The 25,483-nt window shown below is 61.8% G+C and carries 21 protein-coding genes; 15 read left to right on the top strand and 6 right to left on the bottom strand.

The features are described 5' to 3' along the window. Nucleotides 1-40: 40 nt before the first annotated feature. The 5 genes from HJB82_RS10900 to HJB82_RS10880 all read left to right on the top strand — a co-directional run bounded on the left by HJB82_RS10900 (nt 41) and on the right by HJB82_RS10880 (nt 7,098). Nucleotides 41-1,249, top strand: coding sequence for a glycosyltransferase family protein (locus HJB82_RS10900; RefSeq protein WP_207585456.1), 1,209 nt, complete (start codon nt 41-43; stop codon nt 1,247-1,249). Nucleotides 1,250-1,258: 9 nt separating this feature from the next. Beyond that, on the top strand, nt 1,259-2,506 hold the full coding sequence (locus HJB82_RS10895) for a glycosyltransferase (RefSeq protein WP_207585455.1): 1,248 nt from the start codon (nt 1,259-1,261) through the stop codon (nt 2,504-2,506). Then, nucleotides 2,503-3,648: a glycosyltransferase family protein gene (locus tag HJB82_RS10890; protein ID WP_221131947.1), complete on the top strand. Its 1,146-nt coding sequence runs from the start codon at nt 2,503-2,505 to the stop codon at nt 3,646-3,648. The genes HJB82_RS10895 and HJB82_RS10890 overlap by 4 nt, the downstream gene beginning before the upstream one ends. A gap of 169 nt (nt 3,649-3,817) precedes the next feature. Then, a complete protein-coding gene (locus HJB82_RS10885; protein ID WP_207585453.1) occupies nt 3,818-6,532 on the top strand; it encodes an ABC transporter ATP-binding protein in 2,715 nt (904 codons plus the stop codon). A gap of 98 nt (nt 6,533-6,630) precedes the next feature. Next, entirely contained in the window at nt 6,631-7,098 is a 468-nt protein-coding gene (locus HJB82_RS10880; protein ID WP_003563501.1) for a cyclic nucleotide-binding domain-containing protein, read from the top strand. A gap of 9 nt (nt 7,099-7,107) precedes the next feature. Here HJB82_RS10880 and HJB82_RS10875 read toward each other — a convergent pair whose 3' ends face one another. From HJB82_RS10875 to HJB82_RS10865, 3 genes are all read right to left on the bottom strand, one after another. Further along, entirely contained in the window at nt 7,108-7,398 is a 291-nt protein-coding gene (locus tag HJB82_RS10875; RefSeq protein WP_221115613.1) for a type II toxin-antitoxin system RelE/ParE family toxin, read from the bottom strand. Then, entirely contained in the window at nt 7,395-7,856 is a 462-nt protein-coding gene (locus HJB82_RS10870; protein ID WP_207585451.1) for a hypothetical protein, read from the bottom strand. Before HJB82_RS10870 ends, HJB82_RS10875 begins: the two co-directional genes overlap by 4 nt. 298 nt (nt 7,857-8,154) lie before the next feature. Next, on the bottom strand, nt 8,155-9,486 hold the full coding sequence (locus HJB82_RS10865) for an MFS transporter (protein ID WP_207585450.1): 1,332 nt from the start codon (nt 9,484-9,486) through the stop codon (nt 8,155-8,157). Nucleotides 9,487-9,866: 380 nt separating this feature from the next. Between HJB82_RS10865 and cyoA the strand changes: the two genes are divergently transcribed. The 6 genes from cyoA (at nt 9,867) to HJB82_RS10835 (ending at nt 16,219) form a co-directional block, all read left to right on the top strand. Then, entirely contained in the window at nt 9,867-11,051 is a 1,185-nt protein-coding gene (cyoA, locus tag HJB82_RS10860) for a ubiquinol oxidase subunit II (RefSeq protein ID WP_207585449.1), read from the top strand. 42 nt (nt 11,052-11,093) lie between these two features. Next, on the top strand, nt 11,094-13,097 hold the full coding sequence (gene cyoB, locus HJB82_RS10855; protein WP_207585448.1) for a cytochrome o ubiquinol oxidase subunit I: 2,004 nt from the start codon (nt 11,094-11,096) through the stop codon (nt 13,095-13,097). A gap of 5 nt (nt 13,098-13,102) precedes the next feature. Beyond that, the gene (gene cyoC / locus HJB82_RS10850; protein ID WP_221131818.1) at nt 13,103-13,723 is read left to right on the top strand and encodes a cytochrome o ubiquinol oxidase subunit III; all 621 of its coding nucleotides are present in this window, start codon (nt 13,103-13,105) and stop codon (nt 13,721-13,723) included. Next, nucleotides 13,720-14,121: a cytochrome o ubiquinol oxidase subunit IV gene (gene cyoD / locus HJB82_RS10845; protein WP_207585446.1), complete on the top strand. Its 402-nt coding sequence runs from the start codon at nt 13,720-13,722 to the stop codon at nt 14,119-14,121. Before cyoC ends, cyoD begins: the two co-directional genes overlap by 4 nt. A 46-nt stretch (nt 14,122-14,167) precedes the next feature. Beyond that, nucleotides 14,168-14,926: an SURF1 family protein gene (locus HJB82_RS10840; RefSeq protein ID WP_221139941.1), complete on the top strand. Its 759-nt coding sequence runs from the start codon at nt 14,168-14,170 to the stop codon at nt 14,924-14,926. Nucleotides 14,927-15,058: 132 nt separating this feature from the next. After that, a complete protein-coding gene (locus HJB82_RS10835; RefSeq protein WP_221131817.1) occupies nt 15,059-16,219 on the top strand; it encodes an acyltransferase in 1,161 nt (386 codons plus the stop codon). A 73-nt stretch (nt 16,220-16,292) separates the two neighbouring features. Here the strand turns inward: HJB82_RS10835 and HJB82_RS10830 are convergent, their stop codons facing one another. From HJB82_RS10830 to HJB82_RS10820, 3 genes are all read right to left on the bottom strand, one after another. Beyond that, nucleotides 16,293-18,221 carry a PAS domain-containing sensor histidine kinase gene (locus HJB82_RS10830; RefSeq protein ID WP_221131816.1) on the bottom strand — a complete coding sequence of 643 codons (1,929 nt, stop codon included), beginning with the start codon at nt 18,219-18,221 and terminating at the stop codon, nt 16,293-16,295. Between the two features lie 69 nt (nt 18,222-18,290). Continuing rightward, nucleotides 18,291-19,697 (bottom strand): FAD/NAD(P)-binding protein, encoded by a 1,407-nt coding sequence (locus tag HJB82_RS10825; protein ID WP_221139940.1) that lies wholly within the window; start codon nt 19,695-19,697, stop codon nt 18,291-18,293. A 292-nt stretch (nt 19,698-19,989) separates the two neighbouring features. Beyond that, nucleotides 19,990-20,607, bottom strand: a complete 618-nt coding sequence (locus HJB82_RS10820; RefSeq protein WP_207585441.1) for a flavodoxin family protein — start codon at nt 20,605-20,607, stop codon at nt 19,990-19,992. Between the two features lie 123 nt (nt 20,608-20,730). Between HJB82_RS10820 and HJB82_RS10815 the strand changes: the two genes are divergently transcribed. From HJB82_RS10815 to HJB82_RS10800, 4 genes are all read left to right on the top strand, one after another. Then, nucleotides 20,731-22,692, top strand: a complete 1,962-nt coding sequence (locus tag HJB82_RS10815; RefSeq protein ID WP_207585440.1) for an ABC transporter ATP-binding protein — start codon at nt 20,731-20,733, stop codon at nt 22,690-22,692. Nucleotides 22,693-22,775: 83 nt separating this feature from the next. Continuing rightward, nucleotides 22,776-24,674 carry an ABC transporter ATP-binding protein gene (locus HJB82_RS10810; RefSeq protein WP_207585439.1) on the top strand — a complete coding sequence of 633 codons (1,899 nt, stop codon included), beginning with the start codon at nt 22,776-22,778 and terminating at the stop codon, nt 24,672-24,674. 130 nt (nt 24,675-24,804) lie between these two features. After that, nucleotides 24,805-25,125, top strand: a complete 321-nt coding sequence (locus tag HJB82_RS10805) for a hypothetical protein (RefSeq protein WP_207585438.1) — start codon at nt 24,805-24,807, stop codon at nt 25,123-25,125. A 157-nt stretch (nt 25,126-25,282) separates the two neighbouring features. Beyond that, on the top strand, nt 25,283-25,483 hold a 201-nt coding region (locus tag HJB82_RS10800), incomplete at its 3' end, for a transposase (RefSeq protein WP_409201847.1).

Below are 25,483 nucleotides of genomic sequence, written 5' to 3'. Positions count from 1 at the left end.
GGGGGTACTAACCATGTTGCTCAGCCCAGAAGGGATGCCCATGTCCAGACGACTCGAAGATGCGCGCATCCTCATGTACAGCCACGACACCTTCGGTCTCGGCCACCTGCGCCGCTGTCGCGCCATCGCCCATGCGCTGGTCGAGGATTATCGCGGCCTCAACATCCTGATCATTTCAGGGGCGACGATCGCCGGCGCGTTCGATTACCGCGCCCGCGTCGACTTCGTGAAGATCCCGAGCGTCATCAAGCTCCGCAACGGCGAATATACGTCGCTCGCCAGCCATATCGACCTGCACGAGACGCTGAAAATGCGCGAATCGAGCATCCGCCATACGGCCGAGACCTTCCAGCCCGATATTTTCATCGTCGACAAGGAGCCGATGGGACTGAAAGGGGAGGTCGAGGATACTCTGGCCTATCTCAAGGCCCGCGGCACCGTGCTGGTGCTCGGCCTGCGCGAAGTCATGGACGCGCCGCATCTGCTCGACGCCGAGTGGAAGAGGAACGGCATCATGCAGAAGATCGACCAATATTACGACAGCGTCTGGGTCTATGGCCCGCCTGATTTCTACGATCCGCTTGTTGGTCTCGACGTGCCGGCCAGCCTGCGCCGGAAGATGGATTTCGTCGGTTTTCTGCAGCGCAGCGTCTCCAAGGGCAAGACCTCGGTCAACGCCCGCAAGGACAATTACCTCCTGGTCACCACAGGCGGCGGCGGCGACGGCTCCGATCTCGTCCACGACGTCATGAACGCCTACGAGGCCGATCCGACGCTGACGCAGAAGGCGCTCGTCGTGCTCGGACCCTATATGCCGGCCGCCGAGCGCGCCAAGCTGGTGCAGAAGGGCGAAGCCATCCCGTATATCGAGGTGATCGAGTTCGACAACCACATGGAAGAGCTGATCGACGGCGCCACCGGCGTCGTCGCGATGGGCGGCTACAACACCTATTGCGAGATCCTCTCCTTCGACAAGCCGGCCCTCATTGTGCCGCGCGTCAAGCCGCGCGAGGAACAGTTGCTGCGCGCCCAGCGGGCAAGCGAGCTCGGACTCGTCGACATGCTGCTGCCGGAACAATCGGTCGATCCGACCATCATGGCCGAGGCTCTGAAGCGTCTTCCCTCCCGGCTGCCGCCATCAAAGAGCGGCAGCAATATGCATCTCGAGGGGCTGGACCACATCTCGCAGACCGTCGGCCGATGGATCGACGGCCGCGGCAGCCACCTTTCCCTCGTCGGCGCGGAATAGGGAACAGCCTTGCCGCCACGCCGCAAGATCCTCGTCGTGCTGAAAGGCTATCCCCGCCTTTCGGAAACCTTCATCGCCCAGGAGCTGCTCGGCCTCGAAAAGGCCGGCTTCGACCTCACGCTGATTTCGATGCGCCGGCCGACCGACAAGAAGCGCCATCCCGTGCATGACGAGATCAGGGCGCGGGTCGTCTACCTGCCGGAATATCTGCATGAAGAGCCGATCCGCGTGCTGAAGGGCCTGGTCGCCGGTTTTTCCAAACCGGGCTTCAAGGCGCTGATCAAACGCTTCCTCGCCGACCTCACGCGCGACCTCTCCCGCAACCGCTTCCGCCGTCTTGGCCAGGCACTGGTGCTGGGACGAGAATGGCCGGACGGCGGGCAATGGCTGCATGCCCATTTCATCCACACACCGGCTTCGGTGACGGAATATGCGAGCATCCTCACCGGCACGCCCTGGACCTGTTCGGCGCATGCCAAGGACATATGGACGTCACCCGACTGGGAGTTGCACGAGAAACTCGGCAGTGCCCGCTGGGCCGTCACCTGCACCAGGACGGGCTATGAGCACATGCGCGCACTGACGTCCCGCAAGGATGCGGTGCACCTAAGTTACCACGGGCTCGATCTTGCCCGTTTCGGCCATTTTGCCGGCGAGCGTTCGGACAGGACCGGCAGCGACCCCGCCGATCCCGCCTTCATCCTTAGCGTCGGCCGCGCCGTCGAAAAGAAGGGCTACGACGTGCTGCTGCGCGCGCTGGCCCTGTTGCCCGCCGACCTCCACTGGCGCATGGAGCATATCGGCGGCGGCGAGGAGCTTGCGAGGCTGAAGGCGCTGGCAGCCGAACTCGGCCTTGCCGACCGCATCGTCTGGAAGGGCGCCATGGCGCAGGAAGACGTGCTCGATCATTATCGCCGCGCCGACCTCTTCGCGCTTGCCTGCCGGATCGCCGCCAACGGCGACCGCGACGGCCTGCCGAACGTGCTTGTGGAAGCCGCGAGCCAGCGGCTCGCCTGCCTCTCGACCGACGTATCCGGCGTGCCGGAGCTGCTGACGGACGGTGAAAACGGCCTGGTGGTGCCGCCAGAGGATCCGGCGCTGCTTGCCAAAGCGCTGGAGGCGGCAATCCGCGACCCGGCCCTGCGCAAGCGCCTCGGCGACGCCGCCGAAAAGCGGGTGCGCGAAGATTTCGACTATCACTCCAGCATCAGACAGCTCACCGGCCTGTTCGAGGCCGAATGGCAGAAGGCGTCATGACGGCACCGCGCATCTTCTTCTACGTCCAGCACCTGCTCGGCATCGGCCACATAGCCCGCGCCAGCCGCATCGCCAGTGCGCTTGCCAAGGATGGTTTCGACGTCACCGTCATCACCGGCGGCCTGCCGGTTCCGGGTTTTCCGGGCGAGGGTGTGAAGACCGTGGCCTTGCCGGCGGTCGTTGCCAGCAATGCCGGTTTCTCCGGTCTCGCCGATGCCGATGGCCGGCCAGCGGGCGAGGATTTCCTCCATGCCCGCCGCGATCTGCTACTTGACGCCTTTCATGCAGCAAGGCCCGATGTCGTCATCATCGAAGCCTTTCCCTTCGGCCGCCGGCAGATGCGCTTCGAACTGCTGCCTTTGCTTGCCGCAATCGACAAGGCCGAGCCCCGACCGAAACTCTTGAGCTCGGTGCGCGACATCCTGCAGGAAAACCGCAAGGCCGGCCGCGACGCGGAAACCGCCGCCCTGGTCAAAGCGCATTTCGATGCCGTGCTGGTCCACGGCGATCCGAGCTTCGTCAGGCTCGAAGACACGTTCCCGCTGACAGGGGAGATCGCCGACAGGCTGCGTTATACCGGCCTCGTCGCAGCGCCGCCGGCGCCGGAACCGACCGAGATATTCGATATCATCGCATCGGCGGGCGGCGGCGCGGTCGGCGCCGCGCTGATCGGTGCGGCGAAAGAGGCGGCGGCGATGCTGCCCGCCGATCTCCGCTGGCTGCTGATATCGGGTCCCAACCTGCCGGAAGCCGATTTCGCCGCGCTGTCGCAGGACGCGCCTGCGAATGTGACGCTGGTGCGCTTCCGCAAGGATTTTCCCTCGCTACTGCGCGGCGCCAAGGTTTCGATCTCGCAGGCCGGCTATAACACGGTCGGCGACCTCCTGCGCACCGAATGCCGGGCGATCCTCATCCCCTTCGTTGTCGGCGGCGAGACCGAGCAGACGGTGCGCGCCGAGCGGCTGCAGGCGCTTGATCTGGCCGATATCCTGCCGGAAACCGGACTGACGGCTGGCCATGTGAAAGAGGCCGTCGAAAAGGCGCTCGCCACGGCGCGCCGCGAGCCGGTATTGCTCGATCTCGACGGCGCCGAGAAAACCGCTGGCATCATTCGCTCCATGCTGGCCGAATCGCTCGCCTAATCCAAAATTCCTGTGATATAAGCAATGTTCCGGCGAGAATCGGCGTTTCTGCAGCCGGTCGCTTCGCCTTGTTTTCATTGCGATATCGGCGGTCCGGCTGCATGGTCCTGTTCTCAACATTCCTCCCCATCCCGGCCCCCGGAATTTCCCAGCAAGCTGACGGTTAGCCATGGAAAAAAGCCTCGCCCGCTACATCTGGAAAAACACGCGGCTGCAGCAGCTGTGGATTCTGGCTGTCGTCGCCGCCTCGATGGTGCCCTACTTCCTGTCCTTCGACCTGCCGAAGCAGATCGTCAACGGACCGATCCAGGGTGACGGCTTCGAAGGTCCGGGCGCACGGCAGACCTTCATGCACATTGCCTACGACATCCCGCTGATCGGCCATGTCGAGTTCTTTCAAGGCTTGCAGCTCAACCGCTTCCAGATGCTGATGGCCCTTAGCCTGGTGTTCCTGGCGCTGGTGGTGCTGAACGGCCTCTTCAAGTTCTATATCAACACCTATAAGGGCCGGCTTGGCGAGCGCATGCTGCGCCGTATCCGCTTCGAGCTGGTCGACCGGGTGCTGCGTTTTCCGCCCATTCATTTCAAGCGGGTAAAATCCGCCGAGATCGCCACCATGATCAAGGACGAGGTAGAGCCGATGGGCGGTTTCACCGGCGATGCCTTCGTCTCGCCTGCCCTTCTCGGCGGCCAGGCGATCACCGCACTCGCCTTCATCATCGTCCAGAATTTCTGGCTCGGCATGATCGCCGCCGGCATCGTCGGCGTCCAGGCCATCATCATCCCTCGCATGCGCAAGCGGCTGCTGGAGCTCGGCCGCCAGCGGCAGCTGACGGCACGCGAGCTTTCCGGCCGCGTCGGCGAAATCGTCGACGGCATTGGCACGATCCACGGCAACGACACCTCCAACCTCGAACGCGCCGACATCGCCTCGCGGCTTGGCCGGATCTTTTCGATCCGCTACGACCTTTACCAGTGGAAGTTCCTGGTGAAGTTCATCAACAACTTCCTCGCCCAGGTCACCCCTTTCCTGTTCTACGCGATCGGCGGCTACCTGGCGCTGCAGGGCAGGCTCGATATCGGCCAGCTCGTCGCCGTCATATCAGCCTATAAGGACCTGCCCGGGCCGCTGAAGGAACTGATCGACTGGGACCAGATGCGCCAGGACGTGCAGGTGAAGTACCAGCAGGTCTATGAGCAGTTCAATGTCGAGCCGCTGATCGACAGCCGCATCCAGGAGCTCGCCACTGCCCCGGTGGGTCCGCTGACGCATGCGTTCGTTGTCACCAACCTCTCACTCTCCGATGACAGCGGCGCCCGCCTGGTCGACCACGTCTCCGTCGAGATCAAGCCGAACGAGACAGTTGCGATCGTCGGCCCGAACGGCAGCGGCGCGGAAGCCTTCGCCGAAGCGCTCGGACGCATGGTCTGGCCGGATTCCGGCCGCATCACCATCGACGGGCAGGACCTGTTGGCTATGCCGGAATCGATCACCGGCCGGCGCATCTCCTACGCCTCGGCCGACACCTTCTTCTTCCATGGCACGCTTGCCAGCAATCTGCTCTACGGCCTCAAGCACGCGCCGATGACCGATCCGGTCTACGACGAGCAGGAAGCGCTGGAATACAAATGGCATTCCATCGAGGCGGTGAAGGCCGGCAATCCGACGCTCGACCTCAACAGCGACTGGGTGGACTATAAGGCAGCCGGCGCCAGCGGGCCGGAAGACCTTTTGAAAGCGATCCGCCCGGTGCTCGACGCCGTGATGATCTCGCAGGACATTCTGGATCTGGCGCTGCGATCGACCGTCAACACCGACGTGCATGTGGCCGTCAGCGATCACGTCGTCGCACTGCGTGCCTCGCTCCGGGACCGGCTGCGCGACGAAGGGCTCGACACGATCGTCGTGCCTTTCGATTTCGACGCCTATAACGGCCAGGCGACGGTTGGCGAGAACCTGCTCTTCGGCACGATGAAGCGGCCGCTGATGACCAATCGCAGGCTGGCCGCGCATCCCTATTTCCAGCAGCTGTTCCGCGAAACCGGCCTCAGCACCGATCTCTATGCCATGGGCCTGGAGATCGCCGAGAATGCGGTGGAACTCTTCCATGATCTGCCGCCGGACCATCCGTTCTTCCAGCAGCTGACCTTCATGACGGCGGATGACATTCCGACCTATCAGGCGCTGCTGCAGAAACTGCAAAGCCGCCGCTTCGAAGACGCGACGCCCGAGGAACGTTCGGCCATCATCCGGCTGAGTTTTGCCTATATCGAGCCGCGCCACCGCTTCGGCTTGCTGACGGACGAGCTGATGGGCAAGATCGTCAACGCCCGCAAGCAGTTTCACGAGCATATTCCGGCCGATCTCGCCGAGCTGATCGAGCGCTACGACGCCGAGCGTTTCACCCCGTCTGCAAGCCTGATGGACAATGTGCTCTTCGGCCGCATCGCCTATCAGCAGGCCGACGCCTCCGATCGCATCCGCGGCATCATGGGCGAGCTCTTCGACGCGCTCGACCTTTATGACGATGTTCTGTCGATCGGCCTCGAATTCGACGTCGGCTCCGGCGGCAAGCGGCTGACTATGGTGCAGCGGCAGAAGCTGAACCTTGCCCGCGCGCTGTTGAAACGCTCGGACTATTTCATCTTCAATCGGCCGCTATCGGCGCTAGACCAGCGCGTTCAGGATCAGATCACCCGCAACATCGTCGAAGACCTTCACGAAGAAGGCCAGCGGCCGGCAATCATCTGGGTGCTTTCCAATGCCCGGATGGCAGAGGTGTTCGACCGGATCCTGCTCTTCGACCGCGGCGGACTGGCGGAAGCCGGAAACTATCCGGAACTTTCCGAGAAAAACGGGATGTTCAAGGAACTGTTATCGTAATATTCTATAGGGGCGGCGATGGTAGGTGTTCCCGATGGGACGCCCGGAATTGAAGACATCTGGTTCGAAGAACCCGGCGTCAGGGGATTGAAACGCTCATGCTGTTGAGAGACGAAGTCGAAATGCTGCGACGGGTGCCGATCTTTTCGAGGATTGCGCCAGCAAAGCTCAAGCTTTTGGCCTTCACCTCCGACCGCATGACCTACAAGGCCGGTCAGAACCTCTTCCATCAGGGCGATGTCGGCGACGCCGCCTATGTGATTCTTTCCGGCACCGCCGACATCATCGTCTCCTCACCGGCCGGCGAGATCAAGGTTGCCGATGTCGAGCTCAATTCCATCGTCGGCGAAATCGCCATCCTCTGCGATGTCTCGCGCACGGCAACGGTGCGCGCCACCTCCCCGCTCGAAGTGCTGCGCATCAGCAAGGAGCACTTCCTGAAGCTGCTCAGCGACTTCCCCGAAATGGCCGTTGAAATCATGCGCGTTCTCGCCGACCGCCTGAACCACACGACGGCGGAACTGACCGCGGCCCGCGCGGCAAAGCAGCCGCAGATGGCGCAGTAAAATGCGCATTCAGCCTTTCGGCGGCCATTGCTGGGCGCCATGAAGAAGGCGCAGTATTTCCACCCTCTGGACTTTTCTGTCGATGCGATAGATCAGCAGAAATGCAGTGCGCGGGATGACCAATTCCCGCGTTCCATCGAGACGGCCGCCACGTCCTGCTTCGGGGTGATCGGCGAGCATTTTGGCCTGATGTCGGATAACATCATCCAACGCAATTGCAGCCTGCGGATTTTGAGCGAAGATGTGCCGAATCTGGCCTTCCCGATCCAGGAGAGCCTGCTGCAGCCATTTGACGATCAAGCCTTATCTCCGGATTCCAGCTGCGCCAGCAGTTCGGCCCGAAGCTTGTCCATTCGCTCTTCGGCGTCCTGCGCACTAATCCAGACGGCGTTCGGATCATCGGCTTCCCGGATCGCTTCCTCGACCTGTTCGCGGAACCACTTGTCGTATTCGGCCGCCTCATGGGTCCGACGCAGAGCCGCGGCCCGATCCGGCCGCGACGCCGTCTGAGGGGCGTAATCGGCCGCATCGACATCGAACTGCGAGATGCCGACATCCTTGAGATAGGAGACCAAGGTGTCCATGCGCTTGAACACACGCACCTGCCGGCTGCGTTGAGCCGCGAGCGGGCGCTCTGCCTTGCCGTAGCGGATAACGACGGACCAACCGCCGGTTTTGCCGACCACATGCGCGCCATCGACCGCTCCTGCGTCGACAAGGCGGGAAAGGGTCGAATGATCGATGGTTTCCGCAGCCATGGCATATCCTCTTTCAGGCCGATAAGGATATGCATTTAATTATAGATTGCAATGCATTCAATAATTGAAATTGCGCAATTCGAAAACGCGGCCTGCATGATTCCCGTGGATGCTCGGACGACTGACAAAGCCGGCCACCTCTCTTTCTCGGGCTTGTCCCGAGCATCTGCAGCCGGTTCATATGTAGCACATCCTCGGCACAAGGCCGAGGATGACGACGAGTGAACAGCGAAGTTTGAAATTTATCAGCAAACCGAGCCTGCACGGTTTCCCATGCAGGCCGTGTCTTCAGGCCCGCCTATTCGCGCTGTTCCAGCGCCCTGCTGAAGGCAAGTGCGGCAAGCGTGCAGATGGCGCCGGACAGCAGATAGTAGCCGACGAAGGTCAAGCCGAAGCGGCTGGAGAGGCTGAGCGCCACCAGCGGCGCGAAACCGGCGCCGATCAGCCAGGCAAGGTCCGAGGTGAAGGCGGCGCCGGTGTAGCGATAGCCGCGGCCGAAGCGCGACGAGATCGAGCCGGTCGCCTGGCCGAAGGACAGGCCAAGCACGCCGAAGCCGATGATGACGAAGGCATCGTGGCCGCTGTTGCCGGAGGCGATCAGGATCGGCCCGACGAAGCTGAAGACGGCGATCAAGACAGCGCAGATGGCAAGCTGGGCGCGCCGGCCGATGCGATCGGCAATCAGGCCCGAGGCGATGATCGTGACGATGCCGACCATGGCGCCGACCACCTGCACCACCATGAAGGCGCCGATCGGCTGGTTGCCGTAAAGGCTCATCCAGCCGAGCGGGAAGATGGTGACGAGGTGGAACATGGCGAAACTGGCGAGCGGCACGAAGGCGCCGATCAAGATATCGCGGCCGTGAACGCGCAGCACGTCGAAGATTGGTGCTGCCTCCAGCTCGTGCTGCTCCAGCAGCGTGCCGAATTCCTTGGTCATCACCAGCCGCAGACGCGCAAAGAGCGCCACGACATTGATCGCGAAGGCGACGAAGAACGGATAACGCCAGCCCCAGGAGAGGAAATCCTCACTGGAAAGATTGGCGACGAAATAACCGAACAGCGTGCTTGCCAGCGCAAAGCCGATCGGCGCGCCGAGCTGCGGGATCATCGCATACCAGCCGCGGTGATTGGCCGGCGCATTGAGCGCGAGCAGCGAGGCAAGCCCGTCCCAGGCGCCGCCAAGCGCAAAACCCTGGCCGAGACGGAAAAGCGCCAGCAGCGCGATCGACCAGACGCCGATCTCGTCGTACCCCGGCAGGAAGGCGATCGAAGCCGTAGAGCCGCCGAGCAGGAAGAGCGCGATCGTCAGCTTGGTGCCGCGCCCGTACATCCGGTCGATGGTCATGAAGACGACGGATCCGACGGGGCGGGCGAGGAAGGCGAGCGAAAAAATGGCGAAGGAATAGAGGGTGCCCGTCAGCCTGTCCGGCGCGAAGGGGAAGACGAGCTGTGGAAACACCAGCACGGAGGCGAGACCGTAGACGAAGAAATCGAAGAATTCCGACATGCGGCCAATGACCACGCCGACGGCGATGCTGCCTGGCGAAACCGGTTTGTCGTCGTGAATGCGCCGCGCGTCGCGTTCCAGCGACGACGATGACGGTCCGTAATGCGATGTTGTTGCCATAAACGCCTCCTCGTTAAGGCGCTTCCGGCAAGGCGCCCCACGCGTGATCTTGATCAAACCCGCAGGCTTATCAAGTCCGTAAGACTGAAATAGTTCATCATCACGGCTCAAATGAAGCCTGGATGAAAAAAACTGCGTGATCGGGACGGTGATATTTCTCCTGCAAACGCTGGCCCGGCCGGTTCTTGCGGATATATTGGAGCTGAAACATGGGCTGGCGAAAAAATCCTTCTGGATTTCATCAGGATTTCGAAGCTATAGAGCAGCATGATTTACGCCGCAGCGCGGCATGCTTGCTGCACTGCGACCAAACACCTCATGTCGCGATCGGGTTCAGTGCTTTAGTCGCGGAACAAACGAAACAACAAGAGCTTAGAGACGTGCAAAAACTCACGAAGTTTTCCCGCCTTCTATCCGTCTTGCCGCTGTTTTTTCTGGCAGGATGCAACATGGTAGTCATGGCGCCCTCCGGCGACATCGCCGTGCAACAGCGCGATCTCATCATCATCTCGACGGTGCTGATGCTTTTGATCATCATACCGGTGATCTTCCTGACGCTGCTCTTCGCCTGGCGCTACCGCCACTCCAATACGGCTGCGACTTATGCGCCGGAATGGCACCATTCGACCCGCCTCGAAATCATCATCTGGGCAGCGCCGCTGGCGATCATCATTGCGCTCGGCGCCGTCACCTGGATTTCCACCCATAAGCTCGACCCCTACCGGCCACTCGACCGCCTCGATGCGGAGCGCGCCATTCCGGCCGATACCAAACCGCTAACCGTCGAGGTCGTGGCGCTCGACTGGAAGTGGCTGTTCTTCTATCCCGAGCTCGGCATTGCGACGGTCAACGAGCTCGCTGCCCCGGTGGATATGCCGATCAGTTTCAAAATCACCGCCTCCTCGGTTATGAACTCCTTCTACATTCCCGCCCTTGCCGGCCAGATCTACGCCATGCCGGGCATGGAGACGAAGCTGCACGCCGTTATCAACAAGGAAGGCGAGTATGAGGGCTTCTCTGCCAATTACAGCGGCTCAGGCTTCTCGCATATGCGCTTCAAGTTCCACGGTCTCAACCGCGAAGGCTTCGATGCCTGGGTGGCTAACGTCAAGCAGCAGGGCACGATGCTCAACCGCGACGCCTATCTGAAGCTCGAGAAGCCGAGCGAGAAGGAACCGGTGCGTTATTATGCCGGCGCCGATGCCGATCTCTACAACGCCGTCCTCAACATGTGCGCCAAGCCGGGCAAGATGTGCATGAACGAGATGATGCACATCGACATGAAGGGCGGCGGCGGCAAGGAAAGTGCGGAAAACCGCGACAAGCTGCAATACGACAATCGCCATGCCGACGAAGGCATCGTCGCGCCTGCGGCCACCGTGCCGGCAACGGGCGCTCCGGCGCGCAGCGAACCGGCCAACACCAGCGACGGCAACAGCATGCAGCACGACATGCCCGGCATGGACAGCACGCCCGGCATGGACATGCAGCATGACGGCCATTCCATGCCGGGCATGAGCAATGGCGCCGATCCTGCGCCGGCGCAGCTCAACAACAACAATTAACCTGGCGCTTTGCGTCGCAAGACATAATGAACGGGTTGTTCCATGTTTTCCAATCCTGACCTCCTGAAGTTCGTCTTCGGCCGGTTGACCCTCGATGCCATCCCCTATCACGAGCCGATCCTGGTCGTGACCTTCATCGGCGTCGTCATCGGCGCCATCGCAGTGCTTGGCCTCATCACCTATTTCAAGTTCTGGGGTCCGCTCTGGAACGACTGGATCTGCAGTGTCGATCACAAGAAGATCGGCATCATGTATGTGATCTTGGCGGTCATTATGCTGCTGCGCGGTTTTTCCGACGCGATCCTGATGCGCGTGCAGCAGGCGATCGCCTTCAATGGTTCGGAGGGTTATCTGCCGCCGCACCATTACGACCAGGTGTTCACCGCCCACGGCGTCATCATGATCTTCTTCGTGGCGATGCCCTTCGTCACCGGCCTGATGAACTTCGTGGTGCCGTTGCAGATCGGCGCGCGCGACGTCTCCTTCCCCTTCTTGAACAATTTCTCCTTCTGGATGACCACCGCCGGCGCGATCATCATCATGCTGTCGCTGTTCATCGGCGAATTCGCCCAGACCGGCTGGCTCGCCTACCCGCCACTGTCGGGGGCCGCCTACAGTCCGGGCGTCGGCGTCGACTATTATATCTGGGGCCTGCAGGTGGCCGGCGTCGGGACGACGCTGTCGGGCATCAACCTGATCGCCACCATCGTCAAGATGCGCGCGCCGGGCATGACCTTCATGAAGATGCCGGTCTTCACCTGGACGGCGCTCTGCACCAACGTGCTGATCGTCGCCTCCTTCCCGATCCTGACGGCAACGCTCGCTTTGCTGTCGCTCGACCGCTATGCGGGGACGAACTTCTTCACCAATGACCTCGGCGGCAATCCGATGATGTATATCAACCTCATCTGGATCTGGGGCCATCCGGAGGTCTACATTCTGGTGCTGCCGGCCTTCGGCATCTTCTCGGAGGTCGTCGCCACCTTCTCCGGCAAGCGCCTCTTCGGTTACGCCTCGATGGTCTACGCGACTTGCGTGATCATGATCCTGTCCTACATCGTCTGGCTGCACCACTTCTTCACGATGGGCTCGGGCGCCAGCGTCAATTCCTTCTTCGGCATCACCACGATGATCATCTCGATCCCGACCGGGGCGAAGATCTTCAACTGGCTGTTCACCATGTATCGCGGCCGCATCCGCTTTGAGGTGCCGATGCTATGGACGGTCGGCTTCATGGTGACCTTCGTCATCGGCGGCATGACCGGCGTCATGCTCGCCGTGCCGCCGGCCGACTTCGTGCTGCACAATTCGCTGTTCCTCATCGCCCACTTCCACAACGTCATCATCGGCGGCGTTCTCTTCGGCATGTTCGCTGGCGTGAACTACTGGTTCCCGAAAGCCTTCGGCTTCAAGCTCGATCCCTTCTGGGGCAAGATGAGCTTCTGGTTCTGGCAGATCGGCTTCTGGTTCGCCTTCATGCCGCTCTACGTGCTCGGCCTGATGGGCGTTACCCGCCGCATGAACCAGTTCGACGACCCGTCGCTGCAGATCTGGTTCATCATCGCGGCCTTCGGCGTCGGCCTGATCGCGCTTGGGATTGCCGCCTTCCTGATCCAGATCGTCGTCAGCTTCATGAAACGCGAGGAATTGCGCGACGACAGCGGCGATCCGTGGGATGGCCGTACATTGGAATGGTCGACCTCTTCGCCGCCGCCGGATTACAACTTCGCCTTCACGCCCGTCGTCCACGACCATGACAGCTGGTACGACATGAAGAACCGTGGTTATGGGCGTCCGCTGGAAGGCTTCCGGCCGATCCACATGCCGAAGAACACCGGCACCGGCGCCATCCTCTCAGGCATCAGCGTCGCCCTCGCCTTCGGCCTGATCTGGTACATGTGGTGGCTGGTCGTCGTCTCCTTCGTCGGTCTGCTGGTCGTGGCGATCGGTCATACCTTCAACTACCGGCGCGACTTCCACATCTCCGCCGACGAGGTGACCGAAACAGAAGGCAAGCGCACCGCGCTGCTTGCCGAGCAGGTGTAATGACCATGAGCGATCAGATCATCGACACGGCCGAAAAGCCTGAATTCTACGTGACGGAAGACCATCATCCGGAAAACAGCACCAATCTCGGCTTCTGGCTCTACCTGATGAGCGACTGCCTGATCTTCGCGGTGCTGTTTGCCACGCACGGCGTGCTCGGCCGCAACTATGCCGCCGGTCCGTCGCCGGCCGATCTCTTCGATCTGCCGATCGTTGCCCTCAACACCTCGATGCTGCTGCTCTCGTCGATCACCTACGGCTTCGCCATGCTGCAGATGGAGCGCAACGCCAAGGCGGAAACGCTTTTCTGGCTCGCCGTCACCGGCCTGTTCGGCGCCGCCTTCATCGGGCTCGAGCTCTATGAATTCATCCACCTGATCCATGAAGGCGCCGGGCCGACGCGCAGCGCCTTCCTCTCCTCCTTCTTCACCCTGGTCGGCACGCACGGCCTGCACGTCACCTTCGGCATCATCTGGCTGATCACGCTGATGGTGCAAGTGTCGATGCACGGGCTGGTCGAGGCCAACCGCCGCCGCCTGATGTGCCTTTCGATGTTCTGGCACTTCCTCGACGTCGTCTGGATCGGCGTCTTTTCCTTCGTCTATCTGCTGGGAGTCCTCGGATGAGTTCGCAAGTACCCGCACACGAGGACGCGCACGAGGCGCATCACGGCCACAGCCACGGCCATCAGGCCGGCCACGGCACCTTCCGGAGCTACATGACGGGCTTCGTGCTGTCCGTCATCCTCACCGCCATTCCCTTCTGGCTGGTCATGTCAGGCGTGTTCGATAGCCCGGCGGTGACGGCGGTGCTGGTGATGGGCCTCGCCGCCATCCAGATCGTCGTGCATATGGTCTTCTTCCTGCACATGAACCCTCGTAGCGAGGGCGGCTGGACGATGATGGCGCTGATCTTCACCATCATCATCGTCGCCATCGCGCTCTCCGGTTCGCTCTGGGTCATGCATCATCTCAACGCCAACATGATGCCGATGAGCCCCGAGATGATGAAGAACATGCCGTGATCGGCAGGAAAGGCCGGCGGCAGCGCCGCCGGCATCGACCCAGCCGATGAACAAGGCTCCCTCGGAAAAATCGGAACGACCGCCTTCGCCGGCAAAACGCGCGATCTTCGCCGTCTGCCTGGTGCTGCTTGCCGCAGGTCTCGCAGCCCTCGGCACCTGGCAGGTGCAGCGGCTCGCCTGGAAGCGTGATCTCATCGCCCAGGTCGATCAGCGTGTGCATGCCGCCCCCCTGCCCGCCCCGACCCAAGCCGACGGGGCCAAGGTCAATGCCGCCGATGACGAATATCGGCGGGTGAGCGCAGCTGGGACGCTGGCGAACGACAAGGAGACGCTGGTCTATGCGTCGACGGCGCTCGGCCCCGGCTATTGGGTGATGACGCCGCTAACGCTTGCCGACGGCACCGCCGTTCTCGTCAATCGCGGCTTCGTTCCGACAGACCGGCGCGATCCGGCCACGCGCCGCGACGGCGAATTGTCGGGCATCGTTGAGATCACCGGGCTGATGCGGATGAGCGAGCCGAAGGGATCGCTGCTGCAATCCAATGACCTCGCCGCCGACCGATGGTATTCCCGCGATGTCGCGGCGATCGCGCAAAAGCGCGGTCTCAGTGCGGTCGCGCCCTATTTCATCGATGCGGATGCCGCCGCCAATCCGGGCGGCCTGCCTGTCGGCGGCCTGACGATCATCCATTTCCCCAATAACCATCTCGTCTATGCGATCACCTGGTACGGGCTGGCGGCGATGGTGCTGGCCTTGCTGGTGTTCATCCTTCGCGGCGAGACCGGCAGAGGCCGCCGGGAGTAGCCCGGGCTCACTGTCGCTTGCGGTACGAGCTCCGGCAGCGGTTGCGCCCGGTGGCCTGAGCGCAACCGGATTAATACCGTGTAAAGTGATGTCCGATAGTTCTTACGAGAACAGAACATATAAAAGCTGCCCATGAACCGGCCGGATTACATTCCCAGTCTCGATGGCCTGCGCGGTGTCGCCGCGCTGCTGGTCGTTCAAGCCCATGTCGGACTTATCTTTCCGGGTGCATCCGTGCATGTAACGACCATGGGCAGCGAAGCCGTCGGCTTGTTCTTTGCCCTCAGCGGCTTTCTGATGGCCCATCTCTACGGTTCCCGGCCGGTGACCAAAGAAAACGTCCTGGATTTTCTGGTGAGCCGCTTTGCCCGCATCTATCCGGTTTATCTGGCTGCCGTTCTGCTCGTGGCGATGTTATCTGGCATACCAAATCTGGACTTCGTTCAGCCGATCATGGGCGGGATGGACTTTGTGCGCCATGTGTTTCTGCTGGGCTCGAGTGGCGTTTTCTGGTCGATTCCACCCGAAATTCAATTCTATCTGCTCTTCCCAATCCTATGGCTTTGCTTAGCCCGGCCGCACCGCTATAGCGGCGTGATCGTCGGCTTCGCAGTGGTCATCGTCGTGGATGGCCTGCTTGAATTGCCAGGGCCTGGAATCATGCTCGTTTCCAAGCTCCCGTACTTTCTTTTCGGCGCACTTGCCGGGGCGATGCATTCTTACTGGGATCGATGGACGCCTTCCGCCCTCACGGGAATTTTCACGCTGTTCCTTCTGGCGGTGTTCTTCGCTTACAGGCATCTCGCGCCTGGTTTTTCGCCCGAATTCTGGAGCCTGCAAAGTGCGGTCGCCGCGGCCGTCATCGTGGCACTCGTCGCACGACAACCTCCCATCGCATCAAATGTCCTGGCAGCTGCACCGATAAGGTTTCTGGGGACGATCAGCTTCTCCCTCTATCTTTTCCACGTCCCCATAATGTTCCTGGTGCATCGGACTTTTGAGACTGTGATGCCGGAACCGGCGCTCATCGCGGTAGCGCTATTCGTTGCGGTGGGGGGAGCGTGGTTCCTTCATGAGACGATCGAAGTCCCGAGCCGACGCCTGCTCGTCGGCTTGTGGCAGCAGCACCGGTGGCGCGTAACCGCACGCGATTCTTCGGCTGAGCGGATCGAACGCGCGATCCTTGACCTGCAAGAGACCGAAAAGCGCCTCCTCAGCGGCGCAACTTCAGCCACGGCCGGGGCCGACCGCGCCGTCATCCAAGATAATGGCGACGAGACGCGTAGCGCGTAGCGCCGCCGGTCACGCTTTTTGTTTTTGCGCAATTCCGGGCGGAAAACCGCTTCACACTTTTCCTGGAATTGCTCTAAGAAGCGACCCGGCTGATCGCATCGGCGAGCTGGGTCTGCGAGAAGGGCTTGCCGAGGCGGGGCAGATTGGCGATGCCGGTTCCTTCGGGGAGTTCGGCGTAACCGGTTGCGAGAATGATCGGCATCTCAGGCCATTCCTCGCGGATCGCCTCGGCGAGTTCAGCCCCCGTCATGCGCGGCATGGCATGGTCGCAAATCACCAGATCGACCGGCTGCCTGCGCAGGATCTCAAGCGCATCGGGGCCGGCCATGGCCTCGAACACGGTGTGACCGAGATCCTCCAGCATCAGCGTCGTATTCATCAGCACCAGACCATCGTCATCAACGGCGACGATGCGCAGCCGGCGCGACGCATTTTCAGCGCGTTGCGTCAGGCCTATAGCGACCTCGGCTGTCCGCTCGACAGTGACGACCGGGAACCACAATTCAGCCGTGGTGCCTTCGCCAAGACTGCTCTTCAGCATGAGGCGGCCGCCGGACTGGGACGCAAGGCCTTGCACCATGGAAAGCCCGAGACCGGTACCCTTGCCGACGCCCTTGGTGGTGAAGAACGGCGTCGTTGCCTGCTCCACCGTCTTTGCATCCATGCCCTCGCCTTCATCGATCACCGCTATTCTTATATAGCGGCCAGGCGGCAGCGGAGCCTTGCCTGATGGCGCGGATTCCTCGGACGCGCGAAGCACGATCCGGCCGCCGGACGGCATGGCGTCGCGGGCGTTGACGACGAGGTTGAGGATCGCCATCTCCAGCTGGTTCGGATCGGTCAGGATCGTCGGCAGCCTGACGGGGAAAGAGGTCTCGATCCTGGTAAGCGGGCCGAGCGAACGGCTCAGCATGTCCATCATGCCGCGCATCAGGCCGGAGACGTCGATCGGCTCCATGTGCAGTTCCTGCCGGCGGGAAAAAGCCAGCATGCGCTGCGTCAATGCCGCGCCGCGCTGGGCACCCTGCATCGCATTATCAACAAGCGATGTCAGCGACAGATCCTGCGGCATGCGCTTCTTCAGGATTTCGAGACTGCCGAGCACAGCCATCAGCAGATTGTTGAAATCATGGGCGATACCGCCGGTCAATTGGCCGATCGCCTCCATTTTCTGCGATTGGAAGAGTTCTTCGCGGGCCTGCTCCAGCGCGCGCTGTGTTTCCATCTTTTCGGTGATATCGCGGGTGATCTTGGCAAAACCGATCACATCGCCTTCATCATCCCGGATGGCGTCGATGACAACGCTGGCCCAGAAGCGGGTGCCGTCCTTGCGGACGCGCCAGCCTTCCCTCTCGAACCGGCCTTCGCCGCGCGCAACGCCGAGCGCGGTCTCCGGCACGCCGGCGGCTCGGTCCTCGGGGGTATAGAAGGTCGAGAAATGCCGGCCGATGATTTCTTTCGGGCGATAGCCCTTGATCCGCTCGGCGCCGAAATTCCAGCTGCTGACATTGCCGTCGGGATCGAGCATATAGATCGCATAATCCGAGACGCCCTGGACGAGCCGGCGGAACTGTTCCTCGCTCTGGCGGATCGCCTTTTCGGCGGCTCTGCGTTCGGTCAGGTCCCGGGTGATCTTGGCATAGCCGATCAGCTCGCCGGAGGGACGGCGGATCGGATCGATGATCACATGCGCCCAGAAGCGGCTGCCATCCTTGCGCTGGCGCCAGCCTTCCCCCTCGAACCGGCCGTGTTCCTTGGCGGTCGCAAGCGCCCGCTCCGGAACTCCCGCGGCGCGGTCCTCTTCCAGATAGAAACGGGAAAAATGCTCGCCGAGGATTTCGGACGGCTTGTAACCTTTGAAGCGCTGAGCGCCGGTATTCCAGCTGGTGACGATGCCTTCGGGGCTGAGCATATAGATGGCGTAGTCGGTGATGGCATCGACCAGAAGACGAAAGCGCCCCTCGTCGTCAAGAGACGTATCATGTCGATTCAGCACTTCCATCGGCCCCTCTGAGTCACCAGCGCTTTATAACGCAAACGCAGACGGATGGTTCCGAAGCAGCCTCAATTTTCAGACGGCCTTAACCTGTGGGTAGAACCGCTCGCCGACCCGTTCGGCAGCGGCATAAGCCTGCGAGACGATCTCCGGCACCAGATCGATGTCGGGCAGGCTGCCGAGGCCGAGAGGGCCGACGGCAAAGAGCCCGGCGACGGTCGAACCGTCCTCCAGGAATGGCTCGCCGCGCGCATTGACCGCCAGCCCGAGCGAAAGTTCGTCGGGCATGGCGAGGCCGGCGGAAAACAGGCTCTCAATCAGCGGCGCCGAAAGATCCGGCGCCTGACAGCGGCAATCGATGATGCGCTCGGCATGGATGACCTCTTTGGCAGAGGAACCGGCCGGCGTGAAGAACAGGCCGCTCAGGCCCCGGCGACCGGCCCGCCCGCGGCGCAGCACCGTGCGGCCTTCGGCCAGCTCGCGTTTCAGGCGCAGGTGCATGGCTTCCGGCAGGCGGTTGCGGTGGCTGTCGTAGATTGCCCGGAGGTGCCGGTTGAACTGATGTTTGTCGCGTGCCGGCAGCGAGCGCCAGAGCGAGCGGGCATGTTTCCTGAGGCCGTTCATCACCGATTGCCAGCTTCGGCCCTCTTCTTCAGCCTCGCGACAGGCCTGGCGGATGAAGCGCACGATCTCCGGCAGGCTCTCAGGCAGCGCTTCGGCCGGGAACAGCGGATCGGCGGAATTCGGCGTATGGCTCTGGGGCAGGAAACCGCGGCGGGAAATGATCGTCACCTGGCCGGCATAACCGGCATCGCGCAGCTGCAGCAGCTGGTCGACGACGCGAATGCCGCTGCCGAGCAACACCGCATGTGGCCGTGCCACGAGGCGCTGGGCCCTGACCGGCGAAACCTCCTCACCGCCGGTATCCTGATCGTTCAGGCCGTAGCCGGTGGCCAGCATCACGGTATCGAACAGCGGATTGGCGGGATTGGCGCTTTCGAGCAGGAAACGGTTGCCGTGGCTCCTGCGGATCGCCACCACCGGATCGTTGCAGACCTGGACGGTAATGTCTCGGCGCGCGGCGAGCGCTTCCGAAAACCGCTGGTAGACATAATCGCTGAAGATTTCCTTCGGCACGAAGATCTGCCGGAAACCGGGAATGGCGGCCGGCACGGCGGCGCGAAAGGCGGCATTGCTGCAGAGCCAATCGTTGAAATCGTCACTGTCGCCGACAGACACCGAGAGATCGCGCACGCGGGTGTTGAGGATCGTCGAGGCGCGCACTGACGCCAGCGCCTGCCCGCCGCTGACCGACGAATTCGGATCGAACAGTTGCAGGTGGAAGGGCGCGCGCAGCGTCTTCATCAGCGCGATCGCCGTCATCATCCCGGAAAAGCCGCGCCCGACGATGGCAATACGCGGCACCGCCGATATCAGCGCCGCCGCATTGGCGCGCGCCGAAAAAAGTCCCTGAACCGTCATCGCAACTCCTTTGCGGTTTCATCCGCACCGTGGGTCGATCGAGGTTTCAACGCATAAAACAGCGGATCATGCGTTAATGAGGTTCATGCGGCCATTCACGACAGCTGCCGCAGGATCGAGGTCCGAGCCGGAAGCCCCGGAAATGCACAAGCGGACCAATCACGCTCGCCTATAGTCTATTAAACTAGTAGTGTATGAAAGCGCGAAATGGCGCATATGGCAAGAGGTTTATTGCCACGGCAATTCAAGCCATTGAAAGATAACTTGGTTTAGAACGTCGATGCGGCGCGCTTCAGTCACCCTCGCCCGGATATTGCTTCGCCTTCAGCAGGCCGGCCAGATGCGCGGTATTGCGCGCCAGCGTGTCGACGGCTGTCGTCACCACCTTCGGAACCTTGTCGAGGTCGACGAAATTGGTGGAACCCAACGCCTCGCCGACCCAATAGGCGACGGCGCTGGCCGGAATGGTGAAGCCGACATCGTTCAGCGCCTGGAAAAGCTCGGCCGACACATGATGGGCGCCGTCCTCATTGCCGACGACGGCGACGGCCGCGACCCTGCCATAGGAAACCATGCGGCCCTGATCGTCGGTCTCATCGAGGAAGGCGTCCATACGCTCCAGCGCCCGCTTGCAGACGCTGGAGGGCTGACCGAGCCAGATCGGCGTCGCCATCAGCAGGATATCGGCGGCGAGCACCTTGGTGCGAATATCAGGCCAGTCATCGCCTGCGCCTTCATCCGATGTGACGCCCGGCTTGACGTTGAAATCGGCAAGCCGGAGCACTTCGGTCTTGACGTCATAGGTCGACAACGCCTTGTCGATGAGAGCGATCATCCGGTCGGTCGAGGACGCCTCCTTGGCATCGCTGGTCTTCAGTGTGGCGTTAAGAGCGAGGGCTTTCAGCGGCATGGTCTCTCTCCGGTAATGATTGCCTGACAGGGTTTGCCTGCTGCAACCAACCCACAATGCGATTGTTCCCGCCAGCTCGCGAGGAGACCTCACGTAAAAATAACCAGTTGGTGAATTCTTTACTTGAACCCCCAAATGGAATCGGCAAAAGTGAAGGCGCAATCAATCCCTTCATGGATTTGCCGTCTTTTCGGGCCAGCGTCCGACCACACATCTATTGGAAAAAATACCGTGAGCAGCGATGCGTTAACACGCGCGACGAAGCCTTCGGCTTCGATGGCGCTTGCAACTGCGGCAGGCTGGGGCCGAGGCCTCTTCACATTGGTGCGTATCACCATGATGGCCTTCCGCCACCCCTGGCAATCGGGCTTTGCGATCGGCGCCACGCTGGTCGCTTCCACCTTCCAGCTGATGATCCCCCGCCTTCTCGGCCAGGCGGTCGACCACACACAGATGGCGATGAGCGGCGGCGCGGCGGGCCAGGCGGCGCAGGACGCGCTTTTGACCACGGCGCTGCTCCTGCTCGGCGCCAGCGTGTTGCGCGGCCTCTTCACCATGGTCCAGAACTATTACAGCGAAGCCGTCGGCCATCACATCGGCTACGAGTTGCGGCTGGCCTGCTATGAGAAGATCCAGCGGCTGTCTTTCAGCTTTCACGACACGGTGCATTCCGGCGATCTGATCACCATCGGCCTGCTCGATCTCGAAGGCGTGCGGATGTATTTTTCCACGGCGCTCGTCCGAATGATCCTGCTGTCGATCCTGATCGGCATCGGCGCCTATATGCTGCTGTCGACCGATATCGTGCTCGGCCTCCTGGCGCTCTCTTTCGTGCCCTTCGTCGGCTGGCGCTCTTCGGCGACGCAGCTCAGGCTGCGGGCCACCTGGCTCGATCTGCAGGAGCGGCTTTCGGTGCTGACCCGCATCATGGAGGAGAATCTCGGCGGCATCCGCGTCGTGCGCGCCTTTGCCGCACAGGATCATGAGCTGTCGAAATTCGAGGCGGCCTCGAAGAATGCTCTGGCGCTCGCGCATCAACGCGTCGGCATCCGCGTCCTCAATACCAGCGCCATGACCTTCTCCTTCTTCCTGGCGATGGGCCTGGTGCTCTTCGTCGGCGGCGGCAAGGTGACGTCGGGCGAGATCACCGTCGGCACGCTCGCCTCCTTCCTGACCTTCATGACCATTTTGCAGATGCCGGTGCGCCAGCTCGGCCTGATGGTCAATGCCTTTGCCCGCGCCTCCACCTGCGGCTCGCGCCTCTTCAGCCTGCTCGACCTCGACATCGCGATCAAGGACGCACCGGATGCCAAGGAATTGGCAGTGACCGACGGCGTGCTGCGCTTCGAGAATGTCAGCTTCGCCTATCCCGGTTCGGAAAAGCGCACCGTGCTCCACGATGTCTCCTTCGAAGCCAGACGCGGCCAGACGATCGGCATCGTCGGCCCTCCCGGCAGCGGCAAGTCGACGATCGCCCATCTCATTCCCCGCTTCTACGACGTTAGCGGCGGCAAGATCACCATTGATGGCCAGGACATCCGCAAGGCAACGCTGCAATCGCTGCGCCGGGCGGTTGCCGTCGTGCAGCAGGATTCCTTCCTGTTCACGACGACGATCGAAAACAACATCGCCTATGGCGACCCCTGGGCAAAGGAAGGTCGCATCGAACGCGCCAGTGAAAGCGCCCAGCTGCATAATTACGTGCTCGGCCTGCCCACCGGTTACGACACCGTCGTCGGCGAGCGCGGCGTTTCACTGTCCGGCGGCCAGCGGCAGCGTCTTTCGATCGCCCGGGCGCTGATGCTGAAGCCGGCGGTGATGGTGTTCGACGATTCGACGGCGGCAATCGACGCGGCCACCGAGCAGCGCATCCGCAGCGCCATGCGCCGCTATGCCGCCGACCGGGTGACGATCATCGTCGCCCATCGCCTCAGCTCGCTGATGCATGCCGACCAGATACTGTTCGTCGAAGACGGCCGGATCGTCGAGCGCGGAACACATCAGGCGCTGCTGTCGCTCGGCGGCCGCTACAAGGCGCTCTACGACCTGCAGGTTCGGCCAGGCGACGAGGTGCTGAGCGCCTAACTCGCCTCTCCCCCGCTGGGGGAAGAGCAAACAAGCAGTGAATATTGCGGGCCATCCCATGTAATGGCCGCAGGAGGAACGAGATGGCCGAGGAACTGGAAACCGAGCGTCCCGACGTTCGCGAGGATGGGCGCCGCCCGCCGCGGGCGGTGGTCGGTTCGCATCGCGTCGAGGAGGAGATGTTCGGCAAGGCCTTCGACGGCAATATCGTCAAGCGCATCTGGGTTTTCGTTCGTCCCTATCGCCGCCAGGTCCTCTGGTCGGTCGTTGCCGTCCTGACCTTCACGATGATGCAGCTGCTGATCCCGCTGATCATCCGTTATGCCATCGACCACGGCATGTCGCCGGGCGGCAACTCTTCGGCACTGGTCTGGTCGATCGCCGCTTTCGCCATCGCCATATCAATCAACTATGCGGCAAGCTACGCGCAGGAGACTCTGGTCGGTGGCGTGGCGGAAGACGTGCTCTTCGATATCCGCCGGGCGATGTTTTCGCATCTCCAGCGCGTCTCGCTCTCCTTCATGGACAAGACCGAGGTGGGCCGGCTGATGTCGCGCCTGCAGGGCGACGTCAACTCGATGCAGGAATTCCTCGAAACCTCGGTTCTCTCGGTCGGCGACATCGTGCTGCTCTTCGGCATCGTCGTCGTCATGCTTTATCTCGATTTCAAGCTGGGGCTGCTGACGCTCTCGGTGCTGCCGGTGCTGTTCATCGTCCGCTTGTTCTGGCTGCCGCTCGCCCGCAAATCCTTCATGGCCGCGCACGAGACCAATTCGGTTGCCAACGGTGCCCTTGCCGAAGCCATCCACGGCGTGCGCGCCGTCCAGAGCATGGACCGGCAGGGCGTCAACTTCACGCTTTATGACGACAAGGCGCATGCGAACTTGCGGACGCATCTGACGGCGGCACGTTATGCGCAGGTGATGGTGCCGATCGTCGATAGCCTGACCGGCGTGGCGATGGCGCTGGTCATCGTCGTCGGCGGCGCCCGCGTTCTCAACCAGGCGCTCGATGTCGGCGTTCTCGTCGCCTTCCTGTTTTACATCCAGCGCTTCTTCGACCCGATCCGTTCGCTGACGCTGCAATATTCGGTGATGCAGCGCGCCATGGCCTCCGGCCAGCGGCTGACCGAAGTGCTCGATGTGCCGGTCGACATCAAGGACGCGCCGAATGCCAAAGCGCTATCGCGCGACATGGACGGCTCGGTCGAATTCAACGACGTCGTCTTCGGCTACAATCCGAAACATCCAGTGCTGAAACATGTAAGTTTCAAGGTCAATCCCGGCGAGACGGTGGCGCTGGTCGGGCCGACCGGGTCCGGCAAATCCAGCTGCATGTCGCTGATCCACCGCTTTTACGATGTGCAGCAAGGCCAGGTGCTAGTCGGCGGCCACGATGTGCGTGACCTGACGCAGGATTCGCTCGGGGCACAGATCGCCATGGTGCTGCAGGAGCCTTTTCTCTTCACCGGTACCGTCTTCGAAAACATCCGCTACCACAAGGCGGAAGCGACACGCGAACAGGTGATCGAGGCGGCAAAGGCCGTCGGCGCGCATGAATTCGTCATGCGCCTGGCCGATGGCTACGACAGCATTCTCGGCGAGCGCGGCGGCAATCTTTCGCTCGGCCAGCGCCAGCTTTTGAGCTTTGCCCGCGCATTGGTGGCAGATGCGAAGATCCTCGTGCTCGACGAGGCAACCGCCAACATCGACAGCTATACCGAGATGCTGATTCAGAAGGCGCTGGTGAAGCTGCTCGAAAATCGCACCGGCCTCGTCATCGCCCATCGCTTGGCGACGATCCGCGAGGCCGACCGCATCATCGTGCTGCAGAACGGCGAAATTATCGAGAGCGGCAACCACCGCCAGCTGATGAAAAACGGCAAGCTCTATTCCAAGCTCTATAACCTCAACTACTCGTCTTTCGACGATATTCCCGAAGACGTGCTGGAGGAGACGACGGCGACGCAGTCGGCGACCTGACCGCGACCCCCATGGCGACCCCGCTGAGAAAATGACATGAATTAACGCCTGTCGCAAAGTTTGATCGAACAAACGATTTGCTGCCGCATTTCTCTTTTATCGGGGGACGAGTGCCACTGAGGAGAATGACATGAAGAGAATCATTAGCAGCCTGTTGATCGCGACGGCCCTTGTTGGATCGGCTATTCAGCCTGCTGCCGCGCGTGACCACCATCATCACGACAATACCGGCCGCATCATCGCCGGCGGCGTTGCCGCAGGTGTCGTCGGCGGCCTTATCGGCGGCGCACTCGTCAATGGCGGTGGCCCTCGCTACGTTGATGAAGGCCCTCGTTATGTCGAGAGCCCCCGTTATGTCGAACCCCAGCCGAGATGCTGGTATGAGGACCGGGACGTGCGCAACCGCTATGACGGCGGCTACCACGCCGAAACCGTCCGGGTCTGCGAATAGGCCTGAGCATTTGCAGCGGCTTTGACCTCGTCATCGCCGCTCGACCCCTCAGCCGAGGTTGTGTTTCGCAGCCTCGGTTTTGGTTTATATCAGCGACATCCCAAGAATCGGCCCCTCATCCGGCTGCCGCCACCTTTGTAACTTCCCTTTACCCGCTATTGGCGTAGTACTGCCTGTTGCGGTGGCGGATGGAAGACACGCCGGCCTTGAGGAATTAATCACCGGGCTGGGCGCCTCCAGGCCGACGATCGTCGGCCTGGAGGCGACCGGCGGCTACGAGATGTTAGCGGCGGGTAGCCTGTCGGCAGCTGGTTTTGGGGTGGTTGTTGTCAATCCGGCGCAGGTGCGCGCCTTTGCC

Source organism: Rhizobium sp. NZLR10, from assembly GCF_019685125.1.
Classification (GTDB): Bacteria; Pseudomonadota; Alphaproteobacteria; order Rhizobiales; family Rhizobiaceae; genus Rhizobium.
The sequence above is the reverse complement of the archived record's forward strand: the minus strand, read 5'-3'. Positions and strand labels throughout refer to the sequence as shown.